This window comes from Paenibacillus sp. FSL P2-0136, from assembly GCF_037975325.1.
Classification (GTDB): Bacteria; Bacillota; Bacilli; order Paenibacillales; family Paenibacillaceae; genus Paenibacillus_AQ; species Paenibacillus_AQ silagei.
Genome location: NZ_CP150244.1, coordinates 4,728,940 through 4,743,703, shown reverse-complemented (window position 1 = coordinate 4,743,703; position 14,764 = coordinate 4,728,940). Strand labels below are relative to the sequence as shown.

At 53.2% G+C, this 14,764-nt stretch carries 17 protein-coding genes; 10 read left to right on the top strand and 7 right to left on the bottom strand.

Features of this window, described 5'->3' with window-relative positions:
- Positions 1 to 28 precede the first annotated feature (28 nt).
- Positions 29 to 583, bottom strand: a complete 555-nt coding sequence (locus NYE26_RS20335; protein ID WP_339249637.1) for a hypothetical protein — start codon at positions 581 to 583, stop codon at positions 29 to 31.
- A gap of 159 nt (positions 584 to 742) precedes the next feature.
- Here NYE26_RS20335 and NYE26_RS20330 point away from each other — a divergent pair, with 159 nt between their 5' ends.
- The 4 genes from NYE26_RS20330 to NYE26_RS20315 all read left to right on the top strand — a co-directional run bounded on the left by NYE26_RS20330 (position 743) and on the right by NYE26_RS20315 (position 3,317).
- Positions 743 to 1,318 carry a TetR/AcrR family transcriptional regulator gene (locus NYE26_RS20330; RefSeq protein ID WP_339249635.1) on the top strand — a complete coding sequence of 192 codons (576 nt, stop codon included), beginning with the start codon at positions 743 to 745 and terminating at the stop codon, positions 1,316 to 1,318.
- 157 nt (positions 1,319 to 1,475) lie between these two features.
- Positions 1,476 to 2,141, top strand: coding sequence for a ribonuclease H family protein (locus NYE26_RS20325; RefSeq protein ID WP_339249633.1), 666 nt, complete (start codon positions 1,476 to 1,478; stop codon positions 2,139 to 2,141).
- A 71-nt stretch (positions 2,142 to 2,212) separates the two neighbouring features.
- Positions 2,213 to 2,881, top strand: coding sequence for a uracil-DNA glycosylase (gene ung, locus NYE26_RS20320; protein WP_339249631.1), 669 nt, complete (start codon positions 2,213 to 2,215; stop codon positions 2,879 to 2,881).
- Positions 2,882 to 2,912: 31 nt separating this feature from the next.
- The gene (locus NYE26_RS20315; RefSeq protein ID WP_036731789.1) at positions 2,913 to 3,317 is read left to right on the top strand and encodes a hypothetical protein; all 405 of its coding nucleotides are present in this window, start codon (positions 2,913 to 2,915) and stop codon (positions 3,315 to 3,317) included.
- 163 nt (positions 3,318 to 3,480) lie between these two features.
- On the opposite strand, the gene NYE26_RS20310 is transcribed toward NYE26_RS20315, so the two are convergent.
- Positions 3,481 to 4,617 carry an AI-2E family transporter gene (locus NYE26_RS20310; protein ID WP_051478588.1) on the bottom strand — a complete coding sequence of 379 codons (1,137 nt, stop codon included), beginning with the start codon at positions 4,615 to 4,617 and terminating at the stop codon, positions 3,481 to 3,483.
- A gap of 184 nt (positions 4,618 to 4,801) precedes the next feature.
- Here NYE26_RS20310 and NYE26_RS20305 point away from each other — a divergent pair, with 184 nt between their 5' ends.
- Positions 4,802 to 5,269 (top strand): general stress protein, encoded by a 468-nt coding sequence (locus NYE26_RS20305; protein WP_036731792.1) that lies wholly within the window; start codon positions 4,802 to 4,804, stop codon positions 5,267 to 5,269.
- Between the two features lie 26 nt (positions 5,270 to 5,295).
- On the opposite strand, the gene NYE26_RS20300 is transcribed toward NYE26_RS20305, so the two are convergent.
- Positions 5,296 to 5,613: a hypothetical protein gene (locus NYE26_RS20300; RefSeq protein ID WP_036731795.1), complete on the bottom strand. Its 318-nt coding sequence runs from the start codon at positions 5,611 to 5,613 to the stop codon at positions 5,296 to 5,298.
- 345 nt (positions 5,614 to 5,958) lie between these two features.
- Between NYE26_RS20300 and NYE26_RS20295 the strand changes: the two genes are divergently transcribed.
- From NYE26_RS20295 to NYE26_RS20275, 5 genes are all read left to right on the top strand, one after another.
- Positions 5,959 to 6,720, top strand: coding sequence for a DeoR/GlpR family DNA-binding transcription regulator (locus NYE26_RS20295; protein WP_036731798.1), 762 nt, complete (start codon positions 5,959 to 5,961; stop codon positions 6,718 to 6,720).
- 39 nt (positions 6,721 to 6,759) lie between these two features.
- Positions 6,760 to 7,671, top strand: a complete 912-nt coding sequence (pfkB, locus tag NYE26_RS20290; protein WP_339257553.1) for a 1-phosphofructokinase — start codon at positions 6,760 to 6,762, stop codon at positions 7,669 to 7,671.
- A gap of 47 nt (positions 7,672 to 7,718) precedes the next feature.
- A complete protein-coding gene (locus NYE26_RS20285) occupies positions 7,719 to 9,671 on the top strand; it encodes a fructose-specific PTS transporter subunit EIIC (protein ID WP_036731805.1) in 1,953 nt (650 codons plus the stop codon).
- Positions 9,672 to 9,847: 176 nt separating this feature from the next.
- On the top strand, positions 9,848 to 10,348 hold the full coding sequence (locus tag NYE26_RS20280; RefSeq protein WP_036731809.1) for a Crp/Fnr family transcriptional regulator: 501 nt from the start codon (positions 9,848 to 9,850) through the stop codon (positions 10,346 to 10,348).
- A 321-nt stretch (positions 10,349 to 10,669) separates the two neighbouring features.
- On the top strand, positions 10,670 to 11,356 hold the full coding sequence (locus tag NYE26_RS20275) for a YitT family protein (protein WP_036698508.1): 687 nt from the start codon (positions 10,670 to 10,672) through the stop codon (positions 11,354 to 11,356).
- Positions 11,357 to 11,888: 532 nt separating this feature from the next.
- Here the strand turns inward: NYE26_RS20275 and NYE26_RS20270 are convergent.
- From NYE26_RS20270 to NYE26_RS20255, 4 genes are all read right to left on the bottom strand, one after another.
- Complete coding sequence (locus NYE26_RS20270; protein ID WP_339249626.1) at positions 11,889 to 12,626, bottom strand: class I SAM-dependent methyltransferase; 738 nt, start codon at positions 12,624 to 12,626, stop codon at positions 11,889 to 11,891.
- A gap of 72 nt (positions 12,627 to 12,698) precedes the next feature.
- Complete coding sequence (locus NYE26_RS20265) at positions 12,699 to 12,977, bottom strand: PQ-loop domain-containing transporter (RefSeq protein WP_339249624.1); 279 nt, start codon at positions 12,975 to 12,977, stop codon at positions 12,699 to 12,701.
- A gap of 129 nt (positions 12,978 to 13,106) precedes the next feature.
- Positions 13,107 to 13,541 carry a MarR family transcriptional regulator gene (locus tag NYE26_RS20260; protein WP_339249622.1) on the bottom strand — a complete coding sequence of 145 codons (435 nt, stop codon included), beginning with the start codon at positions 13,539 to 13,541 and terminating at the stop codon, positions 13,107 to 13,109.
- 88 nt (positions 13,542 to 13,629) lie between these two features.
- Entirely contained in the window at positions 13,630 to 14,661 is a 1,032-nt protein-coding gene (locus NYE26_RS20255; RefSeq protein ID WP_339249620.1) for an NADH:flavin oxidoreductase/NADH oxidase, read from the bottom strand.
- Positions 14,662 to 14,764: the final 103 nt, after the last annotated feature.

Sequence of the window (14,764 nt, the reverse complement as noted above, 5' to 3'; positions counted from 1 at the left end):
GAAGAGGAACACCCCGCACCCTGCCGCATTATTTTTTCACTTCGGTGACGCCGGTTACCTTACCCTGGTCTGCTGCGGAATAGGTAGCCTGATATTTGTCATCGGAGAAATAGACATTACCTTCAATGGTGGCATTCACGACGGCGAAGCCGTTAGCCTCTACATAGACATCACCCACAAAGGTCCCTCCCTGAATCCGGGCATTCTCGCTACGGATCGTTAATTTGGGCGCGGTGAGCTTGAAGGAATTCGTGATGTTGTGATCGGCATCCTGGGTATAGAGCGCGATTTTGCGGGCAGGCTCTTCCTTATGGATGAATTGTCCGTCGAGCACAAGCTCCTCGGAGAAGCTCAGGTCCTTCAGCGTAGCTGCAATCCAGGTGCCGTCTTTGCTGATCGCCTTCTTGAAGGCTTCCCCGTTATCGACTACCGAAGCTGAAGTGACTGCATCCGGTGCAGCAGTAGCCGCCGTATTGCCCGTGTTCGCTGCTGTGCCGGAGTTGCCTGCATCTTTGTTTGCGTTGCCGCATCCGATAAGCAGGGTCAGGGTGAATGCCGCAAGTATTACTGCGAACTTTCTCATTGTGTTAACCTCCTTGGGGTGTGTAATGCTGATGGTATTTTCCTTAAAATTAATATAGAATGATTGGTGCGGAATTGATGTGATTTAGTTAACACGGCTACAATAATATTTACCGATCGTTCTATAAATGGTAAAATAGACCGCGAAAGGAGCATGATCATGGCGCGAAGCAAAGAGTTTGACATTGATGATGTATTGCTCAAGGCAATGACGATTTTCTGGCAGCAGGGCTATGAGAAGACGTCCATGCAGGATCTTGTAGCCGGCATGGGAATTCACAAGCGAAGCATGTATGACACCTTTGGAGACAAGCATACCTTATATATAAAAGCGCTGGAGCGCTTTGCAGCCCTTCAAAGCTCCCGGCTGGAGAGCCGGATCGAGGGCATCACCTCTGCCAAGGCAGCCATCCGCCTATTATTCGAAGCCACAATTTACAGAAGTGAAGAGGAGCCGAAGGGCTGTATGCTGGTGAATACGGCAGTGGAGCTGTCCAATCATGATCCGGAAGCTGCTGAGCGGGCCAATGAGGCTTTTTTGAATACCGAGAGATTAATGGAACAGCTGATCCTGCATGGACAGGAGACCGGAGAACTCTCCTCCCGGCATGCGGCTCCCGCGCTTGCAGCTTATCTGCACAATGCCTTGGTTGGACTGCGGGTTATGGTCAAGGCAACGAGGGATGCGGGCAAGCTCCAGACCATTATTGATACTACGCTGGCTGTGCTGGACTGAGCTGCCGTATTAGTATGAACGCGCCTGCCGGTATTTATCCAAATAGATATTCGTGCTGGCAGCAGGCGTGTAAGTGTGTTCATGCTTCAATATGAACGCGGTATGCATTACAATAGGTTTCTGGATAAGGTTACACCGGCAGGAGGGAGCAATAGGAATGGCTAAGCAGAAATACTACGTTGTATGGGAAGGCAAGCAGCCCGGAGTCTACAATACATGGGCGGAATGCCAGGCGCAGACGGATCATTATACCGGAGCGAAATATAAGTCCTATGAGAGCAAGGCGGCGGCTGAGACAGCCTTCAAGGCAGGCTGGAAGGGCAACTGGGGAACCGGTGCGGCAGCTTCAGGGGCGTCCGGCACAAGCAAATCAGGCAAGTCCTGGAGCCGGAGTGCCGGCGTGGAGACATCTGAGGAGATTGATTATGACAGCATCTCCGTGGATGTAGGCACCCGGGGGAATCCCGGACCGGTCGAATACAAAGGCGTAGATACCCAGACCGGGGATGTGATTTTCTCCTGCGGTCCGATCCGCAAAGGGACTAATAACCTCGGAGAGTTCCTGGCGATTGTGCATGCGCTGGCTCATCTTAAGCAGGAAGGCAGCAGCAAGACGGTCTATAGTGATTCTGTCAATGCAATGAAATGGGTCAAGCAGAAAAAGGTGGCCACGACCTTGCCCCGGGATGCCTCTACAGAGGAGATCTGGCAGCTGATTGACCGGGCGGAGAGCTGGCTGCGCAGCCATACTTATGACAACAAGGTGCTGAAATGGCAGACGAAGTCATGGGGCGAGATCAAGGCGGACTATGGCCGCAAATAAGTTCCTGTTATTCTGGTTAATAACAGGTAATGAAACAATACTAATAGCAGGGGAATTGGGAGGAGAACCGAATGTTTGGCAACGATTGGGATGAAGTGCTGCAGGAAGAGACGCAGAAGCCTTACTTTGAGGAATTGCGCTATGCCCTGGCACGCGAGTACAAGCAGTATACAGTCTATCCCCCGAAGGACAGGCTGTTCTCGGCGCTGAAGCTGACGCCTTACAGTAAGACCCGGGTAGTCATTCTTGGACAGGACCCGTATCACGGTGCAGGACAGGCCCATGGCCTTAGCTTCTCGGTAGAGCCGGGTGTAAGGATTCCGCCGTCTCTGCGCAATATCTATGCGGAGCTGCATAGTGATCTCGGTGTAGAGATGCCGGGTCACGGATCGCTGCTGCACTGGGCGGAAGAGGGCGTGCTGATGCTTAACGCAGTGCTGACAGTACGCGAGGGCCAGCCGAATTCGCATAAGGGTCTGGGCTGGGAGACCTTCACGGATGCCATTATGGAGAAGCTGAACGAGCGGACAGAACCTATGGTGTTCATCCTGTGGGGCAGCCATGCCCAGCTCAAGGGCGCGTTCGTTGACCGCAGCAGACATAAGGTGATCCAGTCTCCGCATCCGAGCCCGTTCTCAGCACACCGCGGATTTCTCGGCAGCCGCCCGTTCTCTCAGGCCAACCAGTATCTGGAGCAGCATGGGCTTAAGGGCATAGACTGGTCCATACCGAAGGTATAAGTAGTTCAGGCACAGGGAAGGGCGTGGAGCCATGAAGCATTGGGTTGGCAGACCGGTCATTATGTACTGCGGCGAGCAGCCATATACGATCATGAAAGGCGTTCTGCGCAGATGGGATCTTGCAGCTTCGGTAGCCGTCATTGGGCATCAGGAGATTGCCGTCCCTTTCCGCGATATTGTGTACATCAAAGCCCTGGCTCCCAAAGAGAGGGCTTTGCCCCCGGTTCTCCATTCGGTCGGATATATCATGAGAGAACGTCTGCAGTTTGATAATGCCGTCTATTTCAAATCAGCGGTTACTGTCTGGAAAGGGGACCAGCTGGTGGCATTCAATGCGACGATCATCGCACATACCAAAGGCTCCGTGACGCTGCATGGCGGGCAGAACCTGCCTAAGGGCAACCACACTTTCGTGGTCCGCTCGCTGCGGGGCTAAAGTCTGGACACATTCAAGCATGTACATTGAAAAGCCCTCCGGCGCGAGATCATCAGCGCCGGAGGGCTTTTTATTAAAAGATAAGAATTTATATGTTTTGGAGCCCCCGCAAAGTACCTGAGTTATCACCTACGCTAAAGCCCCGCTTTGTGGGGTTGTTTTACTATACCTTATCGTCCTTGACGATCTCAATCTCAATCCCCGGCGGAGCACTTGGCTCGGGTACGGGTTGATCCACCCGTTCAGCGATAATGATCTCGTATATGCGCAGGAAGATGATTTTGATAATCATATAGACCGGAAGCGCAATGAGGACGCCGATCAGTCCATAGAAGTCGCCCCCCACAAGTACAAGCAGCACTGTTGTCAACGGGTGAACATCCAGCGACTTGCCATAGATGACCGGTGACAGCACGTTATCCTGAATCTGCTGCGCGATCAGAATGACGACCGCTGACCAGATAGCCATAGAAGGCGATTCTATGAACCCCACGATAACAACCGGAACCGCCGCCAGCAGCGAGCCCACATAGGGAATGAAATTCAGCGGGATGGAGATCACGGCGAGCAGCAGAGAATAAGGCAGGCCGATCAGCAAAAATCCGATGTATAGCAAGATGCCCAGCACCACATTAAGCAGGACACGTGTAACGATGAAGCCGCTGAGTGCAGAGTCAATATCCTTGAACATCTCCTGGCCTTCCTTGCGGTACTTTCTCGGAATCAGGCCCTGAAGAATCGGTGACAGCTTGTGCCCGTCCTTCAGCATGTAATAGAGAATGATCGGCAGGGTAGCGATAACCACGACAATACTGGAGATCACTGTGATCAGATTGGACATCGAATTGGTCACCCAGTTAATGGCACTGTTCACATACTCCGTCAGGCGTGTGGTCACATCCGTGTCACCCTTGAAGAAGCGGGAGAACGACGGATCATTCTGGAGCTTGTTGAACTGATTCTGAATACCCTCGACCAGATAAGGCGTATTGTCAATGAAGTTCTGGATTTGCTCGCGCAGTGTAGGCCAGACCAGCACCCAGAATAAGACGAACAGTCCGGTAAACACAAGATAAATCAGCAGGACGGACAGCCCGCGGTTAACATTTTTGGTCCCCAGATAGTTGACAATCGGCCGCAGAAGATAATACATAAAGCCCGACAGCATCATGGGTACGAGCAGCAGTTGAATGATAGATACCAGCGGTGTGAACAGAAAAATGACCTTCGAGCCCAGGTACAGAATCGTCAAAAAGGCGATAATGGCCAGGCAGGTCCGAAAATACTTGCTTTGAAGCACAGCAGCCCCCCCTATCTCTTAAGTTATGTTTATGTATACGTATCTTTATAACCCAATTAGAAGAGATTGATTCAGACCTGACCGGGAGCCGCCGCCACATGCGGGATTCAAGCCACAGGCAGAGTGGTAATATCGCAGTAGCAGAGTGGTAATATTGCAGTAGCTGTAAGAGGAGGGATGCCGCATGCCAACATTGGTATTGGGGATTTTTGGACACCGGAGTGATGCGGTGCTGGCGATCGAAGAATTGAAGAAGAATGGGATCAAGGCGAAGCATATCTCTGCTGTCACGAAGCAGAAGAACACGCTGGAGATCATCAGCAAGGATGCCGCGATTGGAGATGTGGAGACGGGGCAGGGGAATAATGGCTTGTACGGTACAGCCCGCGGGCTTGGGGTAGGCCTGGATATGGTCGCGGATTCTGCGGTCGCAGCAGGTCCGGCAGCCCGCAAGCTCGCGGGGGCGGATCTGGAGACAGACGGCCTAGCGGTCAGCCTGATCGGAATGGGGATTCCGCAAGATGACGCGGAGGCGTATGCGGAGCATGCTGATCTGGAGCATATTATTGTCATTGTCCTTCTGCCCGAAGAGGAGCTGAGGGAGAAGGTGCAGGTCATATTTGCGAAGCATGAGGTCATACCTTTGAAGTAAGCGATGGGTTCGGAAAATATAAGGGATCAACGCAGCCGGCGGGACTTTCGTCTGGCTGCTTTTTTTTTGCGGTTCTGTACGAACAGCACCGGGTCGATGCCGGCACCTACCTGTCCGCCTGTTTCCTTGGTCACCTGCTTGGCTTTTACCAGAGAGAAAAAAGCAAACAGTTCCCCGAGTACGCCGAAGCCGGCGGCAATAATCGCATAATCCTCTGCACTGAGCTCCTCGGTTTCTACTGGGCCGTCACTGCCGCCCCCTCCGTGGCCGTTAATGCCGCTGCTACTGCCATTACCGCCGTTACCGCCTGCGCTGCCATATCCGTTGTTATTGTAATAGGCCATCTCCTGTTCACCCGCTTTTCCCCATATGTAATATAAATATGTCGCTCGCTGCCATTGTGAAATGGGCAATCGGGAGGTAATTTACCGCACCGGATGATATAGTTACAAGGCTGAAATGAGCATAAATGAGCAGAGCATACGCCAATTCTTACAGCAGTAGTGTATCCGGCTGAATAGTAGCCTCTTTACAGTTCATGAAAACGCTGTTACAATCATAAATGAGCACAAATGATCAACATCAGTCACAAGTGATTTGAATCCAGTCATCTTATCTTTCAATTCAGTAGTTACTGTATATATAGGAATCCGGCAGCGGGTAGCTGCACATCCTAAGGAGTGAGCTGCATGTTTGAAGAAGAACGCAAACGGATGATTCTGCTGTTTGTCGAGAAGCATACAAGAGCTTCGGTTCAGGAGCTCGGCCAGGAGCTGTCCGTCTCTGAATCCACCATCCGCAGGGACCTCAAGGAGCTGGAGGAGGCGCGGCTGCTGAAGCGTACGCATGGCGGGGCGGTGTCCCTGCAGAGTGTGAACTTTGAAGCGGCGGTTCCTGACAAGGAAGACCGGTTCCTGGAAGAGAAGCTGCGGATTGCCGGGAAGGCTGTGGAGATGATTGAAGATGGTGATGCCATTCTCCTTGACGGAGGTACCACCACCCTGCAGATTGCCCGGGCGCTGAAATCGTTCCGTAATCTCAAGGTCATTACCAACTCAATCATGGCGCTGAACGAGCTGAAGGACTGCCGCCATATTGAGGTGTCTATTACAGGCGGGATGCTAAGGCCGGACACCATGGCTTTTGTCGGACCGATGACCGAACGCTCGCTGGATATGGTTCGGGTAGATAAGGCCTTCCTCGGCACCAACGGGCTGGATATCCGCGAAGGGATCACGACCCCGAATATGCTGGAAGCGGCCACCAAGCGCAAAATGATCGCTGTAGCGAAGCAGACGATCCTGCTGGCCGACCACAGCAAAATTGGGCAGATCTCCTTCTGTAAGGTCGCAGATCTGCAGGAGATGGACCACTGCATTCTGGATACGGGGATACCGGATAGCTTCCGGAGGCAGCTTGAGAAGCTGGATGTGGATTATACACTGGTGTGATGGGATGGGAAGACAAACATTATAAATGAGGGATGAATGATGATCTATACGGTGACACTCAATCCTTCCGTCGATTATATCGTGGAGGTAGAAGAGCTAACACTAGGCGGTCTCAACCGGATGAAGCGGGATATGAAGCTGCCCGGCGGGAAGGGAATTAACGTATCGCGTGTTCTGAAGCAGCTCGGCGTGGAGAATACGGCCACCGGATTTCTTGGCGGATTCACCGGCGGCTACATTGACACCTGGCTGGGCCAGGAGGGAATAGCCGGCGAATTCGTTACTATTGCGGACGATACCCGGATCAATATCAAGCTTAAGGCCGGCCAGGAGACGGAGATTAATGGGGCCGGTCCTGTCATTACGGAGACCGAGACGGCTGCACTGCTGCTTAAGCTGGAAGCCCTGAAGCCGGGTGACATTGTGATCCTGTCAGGCAGCACGCCACCTTCGCTGGGTGGGGATTTCTACAGCAGGCTGATTGCAGTATGCAAGCAGAAGGGTGCGGAGTTCGTTATTGATACAACCGGGCAGGCTTTGCAGGACGCCTTATCCCAGGGACCGCTGCTGGTCAAGCCGAATCACCATGAGCTGGCGGAGCTGTTCGGAGTTCAGATCAGCACCCGGGAGGAGATTATCACTTACGGACGCAAGCTGCTTACGGGCGGCGCCAAGCATGTACTGGTCTCCATGGCTGGCGAAGGCGCGTTGTTCATTACGGGGCAAGAAGTCTTCCACGCCAGCGCTCCTAAGGGCCAGGTTAGGAATTCAGTAGGTGCGGGAGATTCGATGATTGCCGGATTCGTGGGCACCTTGTCGCTGACAGGGAATGTGCTGGAAGCATTCCGTGCCGGTGTGGCATCAGGAAGTGCCACAGCGTTCTCCGATGATCTGGCAGACCGGGCATTAATTGAAGAGCTTCGTCCGCTTATTGCCATATCTCAGCTATGAATAACAGAGGTTAACAGGTTCAAGTACATTCGGGGAGTTGAGAATTGATGAAAATTACAGATTTGATGATACAGGAAACGATGATTATGGAGCTGCAGGCTACCACGAAGGAAGGGGCCATTGACGAGCTGATTGCCAGTCTCGCGGCCAGCGGACGCATCGCGGATGCGAAGCTGTTCAAGGAGAAGATTCTGGAGCGTGAAGCCCAGTCGAGCACGGGCATCGGCGGAGGCATTGCCATGCCTCATGCCAAGACCAAGGCTGTTAGCGAAGCAACGGTGGTATTTGCGAAGAGCAGCGCCGGAATTGATTTTGCCTCCCTGGATGAAGCGCCGGCCCACCTATTCTTCATGATCGCCGCGCCGGACGGAGCTGGAAATATGCACCTGCGAACACTCGCAGCACTGTCCAGGTTGCTCATTGAAAGCGAATTCATCGAACAACTCATGAATGCCAAGACACCTGCCGAGGTGTCCGCCTTATTCGATGCCAAGCAAGCGGAGGCGGAAGCCCAGGCAGAAGCGGAAGCCAAGGCAGCGGCGGTGAAGGATGCTGCACCGAAGGCAGCTGCGCCGCAAGCTGAACCTGCACGGATGATTACCGGGAACCCCGATTCACAGAGCTTCGTTGTTGCTGTAACAGCGTGTCCTACAGGAATCGCCCATACCTATATGGCAGAGGATGCCCTCAAGAAGAAGGCCAAGGAGATGGGTGTCAATATCCGTGTCGAAACTAACGGCTCGGAGGGTGCGCAGAACGTGCTGACTGCAGATGAAATTGCCCGGGCCAGCGGCGTGATTATCGCTGCCGACAAGAACGTGGAGATGGAACGCTTCAGCGGCAAGCCTGTACTCCAGCGTCCGGTTAGCGACGGTATCCGCAAGTCAGAGGAGCTAATCCGGATTGCAGTTACAGGAGATGCGCCTATCTATCGCGGCTCTGGACGCAATGAAGAAGGCTCAGCACCTGTGAAGTCCGGTTCTATTGGAAGCAAAATCTACAAAGACCTGATGAACGGCATCTCGCATATGCTGCCGTTCGTAGTCGGCGGAGGCATTCTGCTGGCGATCTCCTTCCTGATTGAACAGGTGGCCAGTCCCGACAATGCGCTGGTCAAGCTGCTGCAGAGCATCGGCGGCGGTGACGGAGCCTTCCACTTCCTGATTCCGATCCTTGCCGGATTTATCGCGATGAGCATCGGTGACCGGCCTGCGCTGATGCCGGGTATGGTCGGCGGTCTGATGGCCCTTAACTCCAATTCAGGCTTCCTCGGCGGTCTGGCTGCCGGGTTCCTGGCTGGTTATGTAGTGGTAATGCTCCGCAAAGCCTTCTCCGGCCTGCCGCGCACACTGGACGGTCTGAAGCCGATTCTGCTCTATCCCGTATTCAGCTTGCTAATTACCGGCGCGGTTATGTTCTTCCTGTTCGATCCGTTATTCAGCTGGATTAACGGAGGACTGACCGATGCGCTTAACAATCTGGGCACCGGCAACAAGATTCTGCTGGGCTTGGTGCTTGGCGGGATGATGGCCATTGATATGGGCGGTCCATTCAACAAGGCAGCCTACACCTTTGCCATCGGCGTGTTTACGTCCAGCGGCAATACAAACGGAATGATGATGGCAGCAGTGATGGCCGGAGGGATGGTGCCTCCGCTGGCGATTGCCCTGGCAACCTCGTTCTTCAAAAATAAATTCACGGAGACCGAACGCAAATCCGGTGTAACCAACTATGTGCTGGGCTTGTCGTTCATCACCGAAGGGGCCATTCCGTTCGCTGCGGCTGATCCGCTGCGGGTGCTCACCTCCTGTATTCTGGGCTCTGCCGTAGCCGGCGGACTTACCCAGCTGTGGAACCTCAATGTTCCCGCACCGCATGGCGGTGTGTTCGTAGCCTTCCTGTCCAGCAATGCGGCACTGTTTCTGCTGGCTGTGCTGATCGGCTCTGTAATTTCCGGGCTGATCCTGGGACTTTGGAAGAAGCCGGTCACAGTGAAATAACGTATTTTACCTATCCCTGGAACCGCCTGGGGGCAGAGACTCTTCTCTGCCCCCAGGCGGTTTCTTTACCGTTGAACTCTTGGAAAATGGCTGTTTTACGCTTGCCCCTCCATTTTAGTGTCTTATTTCGGTATAATTAAAAATATATATACAGAGAAGGCAAAGGAGAATGCGAAATGATTCTGCACAGAGGTGAGGTCTTATTCCGCCAGGGAGACGGCGGCCAGAACCTGTTCAAGGTGAAGAGCGGACTGTTCAAGGTCACGAGACTGCATGAGAACGGGAACATGGTACTGTTCAACCTGTTATATCCGGGTGAGACTGTTCCGCATCATTCCCTCATTTCGCCGAAGGAGGCGCATGGAACCGCAGTGGCGATGATGAAAAGTGAGGTCGAGCTGATTCCGGCTGCAGAATGGTACCGGGAGCTGAGGGAGAAGCCTGAGAAGGTGATGGAGATCGCCCTGTTGCTTCAGGAGAAGGTGCGGTTCATGCAGACAAGGCTCGATCATCTCACCGTTGGAACGCCGGGGGAGCGGATGGCCCTGCTGACCCGCTGGCTGACCGAATATTCTCATGGCGCACAGCTCACAGATCTGCTGACACAGGAAGAGATCGGACAATTGATCGGCGTCCGCCGCGAGACCGTCAACCGTCTGCTGCGGAATCCGGGCTGATTGCTTATTTTTAATGGAAACTGTTTAGAGTGGCCCCTCCGCGTGGTATAATCTATTCAGAACATATCAAACTAAAGAAAGGATCAGGATACCATGTGTCCCCGAAGGACGATTCCCCAAAGGACGATTTGGAAACGTTATGATCTGTCTTATACTTAGCTTCCCTGTAGAATGTGCGCGAACCGTTGTTCATTGACGAAGCCGCTTCTGCGAAGGGAAGGGAGTATTGTATGCGAAGGAGCAACACCTCCTCCGGTATAACCCCCCGTAGAGGCTGGCACGAACGTCTAGCCGCCATATACGATAAGGGGAGACCGAGTAATGAGGAAACAAGACAGTGGCATGAGTTTGCCGCTCCGGTTAGCTATTATTTTGACCGGAACACTATTGCTTGCATTTACGTATTATCACATTAATTATCAGAACCACTTGACCGAAGGCGGATTCGTAGGATTGTCGCTGCTCGGCAAGTATGTACTGGGGATTTCACCATCACTTAGCATCCTGATATTGGACATTCCGGTACTCATCATCGCAATCATTTTCAAAGGAAAATCATTCGTAGTGAACACCTTCATCTCCGTAGTGGCCTTCACGGTATTCTACGGGCTGATGGAACGCTATTCCGGCTGGGTTATTGACCTGCAGGATAACTTGCCGGTTGCGGCGCTGTTGTCCGGGGTATTGACAGGTCTGGGCGCAGGAATGGTCCTGCTGGGCGGCGGGGCGAGCGGCGGGGACGATATTTTGTCCGTGCTGATCAGTGAATGGAAAGGTATTAAGGTAGGAACCGTATTTATCCTGATGGATGTAATCGTTCTGGCTTTCTCCCTCTTCTATATGCCGTTAAGAGAAACCCTGTACACTGTGATGGCTGTAGTTGTAGCCGGTTATGTAATCACTTTTACAACCTCTCTGGGCAGACGGAAGCTGGTTCAGGCACCTAAGATTCCGTCCGCACTTGCCAAGACTCAGGAAGGCACAGTGAATGTGAATAATGCAATGTGAACTCCGTGAACCACGGGGATGATAAAAGGTCAGCGGACTACCGTCCGGCTGGTCTTTTTTTTGAAAAGATAAGAATTTATATGTTTTGGGGGAAGCGAAGCTTACCCCTTATTTAATTAGAAAATTATGCGGCCCGAATGTATGGTAAAAACAGCATACATTGTGCGGTGCGCAGGCGCATGGCCCGAATGTATGGTAAAAACAGCATACATTGTGCGGTGCGCAGGCGCATGGCCCGAATGTATGGTAAAAACAGCATACATTATGCGGGCGCGCAGGTGCATGGCCCGAATGTATGGTAAAAACAGCATACAATATGCTGGCGCGCAGGTGCATGGCTCGAATGTATGGTAAAAACAGCATACAATATGCTGGCGCGCAGGTGCATGGCCCGAATGTATGGTAAAAACAGCATACAATATGCGGGCGCGCAGGTGCATGGCTCGAATGTATGGTAAAAACAGCATACATTGTGCTGGCGCGCAGGTAATCTCATTCATCCAGTACGATGATTTTGTTCTGCGTAATTCGGCTATTCCTGCTTCACCGCCGACAGCAGCAGGAACATCGGACGCCGCGTCTCCTCCTGCCAAGCCGGATTCTTCTCCAGCATCTCAGGGGTCGGCTGCAGCTCCGACAGCTGCTTCAGGGCGAATCCGGAATCGAGCAGCGTACCCAGGTAGGTGGCGGTGGTCCGGTGGTATTTTGCAACCTCGTGTTCGAGAAAATCAGCCAGCCTTAGCCCTTCCACATGGTAGTTGTCCACGGGCCAATGCAGCTTCTCCCCGTCCGGGCTGTAATGCCAATCCTGCGCGGCGAGCGCGGTGAAGATCGGATGCTCTACAGAGAAGACGAAGGCTCCCCCGGGCTTCAGGCAATGCCGGACCTGGCGGCAGAGACTGCCGAAATCTTCAATATAGTGGATCGCCAGCGAGCTGATCACGGTATCAAATTGCTCTGCCCCGAATGCGGCATCCTCAATCGCGAGCTGGAGATACTCAATCTTCGGGTCGTCTGTCATCGTACGGGCACGCTCCAGCATATTGGCGGAGAGATCTATGCCTACGACGGAAGCCGCCCCCTGCTCCCGGGCATACCGGCAGTGCCAGCCGAACCCGCACCCCAGATCAAGCACCCGCTGGCCCGCCAGATCAGGCAGCAAAGTACGGAAGACCTCCCATTCTCCGGCAGCCTCCAGTCCGCCCGTAGAGCGGGGCATCTGGCTGTAATTCGCAAAAAAACCCGCGTCGTCATACTTATTTTGCTTCATTCATTGAACCTCCCACATCCTTTTATTACAGAAAGTATAACGCAGATGGGACGGAGGTGCAGCCTACAGAATTCATTGTTGCCCTCGGGAACGGTAGCGGATAATCAGCAGGACGACCGTTGTTACGACCGCCAGCGACAGGGAATTGGTGATCAGAAAAGCAAGTCCGACCCCCTGCGCCGCCAGGTTAACCGCATAAGCTTCCATAAGAAGGATGCCCAGCAGCATCAGCAGGTAAGCTTTCAGACTGAGATCTGCAACCGAACGGGTCCTGATGATCTGCACAATCTGCGGAATCCAGCCTACCGAGAGAATAAGACCGCCAACCAGCTGCATAGCTGTGAAAAACATACGCTGCACCCCGCTATACTTAATTTCTTAATAGTATGGTGTATGCTCAGGGGGAGAGGGAGGTTCAGACAAAAACCCGCCGCCCCTCGGGAGGGACGGCGGGTTCACCCGGCAGGCAGCTGCCCGGGTCTAGGATTGCTTCAGCTGGATAAGCTGCTCCAGCAGCAGCTGCGTGTCGTCTACAGGAAAGGCTTTCTGCAGCACTTCATGAACGGTCTGCTTCGCCCGGTCAACCTTGTCCTGCCCAATGGCAGTCAGGGACGTATAGATGCTTCTGCGGTCTGCCTCGCAGGACTTGCGCTCCAGCGCTCCGCAGCCCTTGGCTTCGAAGCGGCTGACCAGCCGGGACACAGCACTCTGGCTAAGCCCGACCATCGATTCCAACTGCTGGAGCTTCAGTTTTTGCTCAGGGGCTTCGGACAGAAACAGCAATACATAGAATTCCTTAAGCGATAGCTCATAGTTCTCGGTCAGCTTCGCTTCAAGGACTGCGGCCACCTTCATCTGTATCAGAGAGAGCGATAACCAGCTGTTAATCAGATCATTTGAAGGGGGGTTAGTCATGTCTTCATCCTCCCGGTGTATACCTCTAATGAATAGTAGTTGTTATACAGTATACCATCACCATAGGCAAGCTGCTGACGAATTGTCCTTAACGCGGGAATCCTAATGCGTACTGCTTAGGTATATTTGCGTCTTTGCGCAGCGTCACACCGGCTTCCAGCGTCCAGTAAGGATTACGGAGCATTCCCCGGCCCACCGCCACCAAGTCAGCTTCTTCATTGCTAATGACGGCGTTGGCAAGAACCGCTTCATCCAAGCGGCCGACAGCAATTACCGGTACGTTCAGCTCCTGGCGGATGGTTCTTGCCAGCGGTAACTGATAGGCTGCATGGTTGCCCGGTCCATTCTCTGCGTCAACGGCTCCTTCACCGCCTGAACTGATATGGAAAATATCGGCCCCGGCTTCCTTATAGGCTCTGCTGATCTCCAGACCCTCTTGGAGGCCGTAGCCGCCTTTCACATATTCTCTGGCGGAAATCCGCATGATTAGCGGCATATCCTCAGGCATCACGCTCTTGGCGGCAGCGATCACCTCCCGGCCGAACAAGGTCAGATCCTGTCCGTATTCATCAGTCCGCTGGTTGTTCAGCGGCGAGTGGAACTGGTGAATCAGATAGCCGTGGGCGCCGTGCAGCTCAATAGTGTCGAACCCGGCCTGGACCGCACGCTCTACGCCCCGTTTGAATTTCTGGACCATGTCTTTAACTTCTTCTGTTGTCAGGGCATGAGGAGTCTTAGACTTGCCGTCAAAAGGAATTGCGGAAGAAGAGACAGGAACCTTGGCATCCTCCGCCTTGCGTCCGGCATGGGCCACCTGAATTCCGATTTTGGCTCCATGGGCATGACTGGCTTCCACAATCCGCGCCAGCGCAGGAATCTGCTCATCAGACCAGAGGCCCAAATCATAATCGGTAATCCGGCCGTCCGGGTCCACATCAGCCATCTCGACAATGATCAGTCCGGTGCCGCCGACAGCGCGGCTTACATAGTGGTTGTAATGCCAGTCGTTAGCGATGCCATCCTTATTGGTAACTGAATATTGGCACATGGGCGGCATTACCACCCGGTTCTTCAGTTTTAAGCTTTTATACTCATAGGGGGTGAACAGATCTTTCGTCATGAATTTCGCTCCTTCGTTCTATATGGGATGGATAAATAATAAATGCATGCGCATGCATATAAATATAAGCTGTTGGTTTCTGCCTGTCAAGTCAGCGTTATGA

What these genes read in the sequence shown, in the direction of transcription:
- NYE26_RS20335 (WP_339249637.1), bottom strand. Translation starts at nt 583, where the DNA reads ATGAGAAAGTTCGCAGTAATACTTGCGGCATTCACCCTGACCCTGCTT.
- NYE26_RS20330 (WP_339249635.1), top strand. Translation starts at nt 743, where the DNA reads ATGGCGCGAAGCAAAGAGTTTGACATTGATGATGTATTGCTCAAGGCA.
- NYE26_RS20325 (WP_339249633.1), top strand. Translation starts at nt 1,476, where the DNA reads ATGGCTAAGCAGAAATACTACGTTGTATGGGAAGGCAAGCAGCCCGGA.
- ung (WP_339249631.1), top strand. Translation starts at nt 2,213, where the DNA reads ATGTTTGGCAACGATTGGGATGAAGTGCTGCAGGAAGAGACGCAGAAG.
- NYE26_RS20315 (WP_036731789.1), top strand. Translation starts at nt 2,913, where the DNA reads ATGAAGCATTGGGTTGGCAGACCGGTCATTATGTACTGCGGCGAGCAG.
- NYE26_RS20305 (WP_036731792.1), top strand. Translation starts at nt 4,802, where the DNA reads ATGCCAACATTGGTATTGGGGATTTTTGGACACCGGAGTGATGCGGTG.
- NYE26_RS20300 (WP_036731795.1), bottom strand. Translation starts at nt 5,613, where the DNA reads ATGGCCTATTACAATAACAACGGATATGGCAGCGCAGGCGGTAACGGC.
- NYE26_RS20295 (WP_036731798.1), top strand. Translation starts at nt 5,959, where the DNA reads ATGTTTGAAGAAGAACGCAAACGGATGATTCTGCTGTTTGTCGAGAAG.
- pfkB (WP_339257553.1), top strand. Translation starts at nt 6,760, where the DNA reads ATGATCTATACGGTGACACTCAATCCTTCCGTCGATTATATCGTGGAG.
- NYE26_RS20285 (WP_036731805.1), top strand. Translation starts at nt 7,719, where the DNA reads ATGAAAATTACAGATTTGATGATACAGGAAACGATGATTATGGAGCTG.
- NYE26_RS20280 (WP_036731809.1), top strand. Translation starts at nt 9,848, where the DNA reads ATGATTCTGCACAGAGGTGAGGTCTTATTCCGCCAGGGAGACGGCGGC.
- NYE26_RS20275 (WP_036698508.1), top strand. Translation starts at nt 10,670, where the DNA reads ATGAGGAAACAAGACAGTGGCATGAGTTTGCCGCTCCGGTTAGCTATT.
- NYE26_RS20270 (WP_339249626.1), bottom strand. Translation starts at nt 12,626, where the DNA reads ATGAAGCAAAATAAGTATGACGACGCGGGTTTTTTTGCGAATTACAGC.
- NYE26_RS20265 (WP_339249624.1), bottom strand. Translation starts at nt 12,977, where the DNA reads ATGTTTTTCACAGCTATGCAGCTGGTTGGCGGTCTTATTCTCTCGGTA.
- NYE26_RS20260 (WP_339249622.1), bottom strand. Translation starts at nt 13,541, where the DNA reads ATGACTAACCCCCCTTCAAATGATCTGATTAACAGCTGGTTATCGCTC.
- NYE26_RS20255 (WP_339249620.1), bottom strand. Translation starts at nt 14,661, where the DNA reads ATGACGAAAGATCTGTTCACCCCCTATGAGTATAAAAGCTTAAAACTG.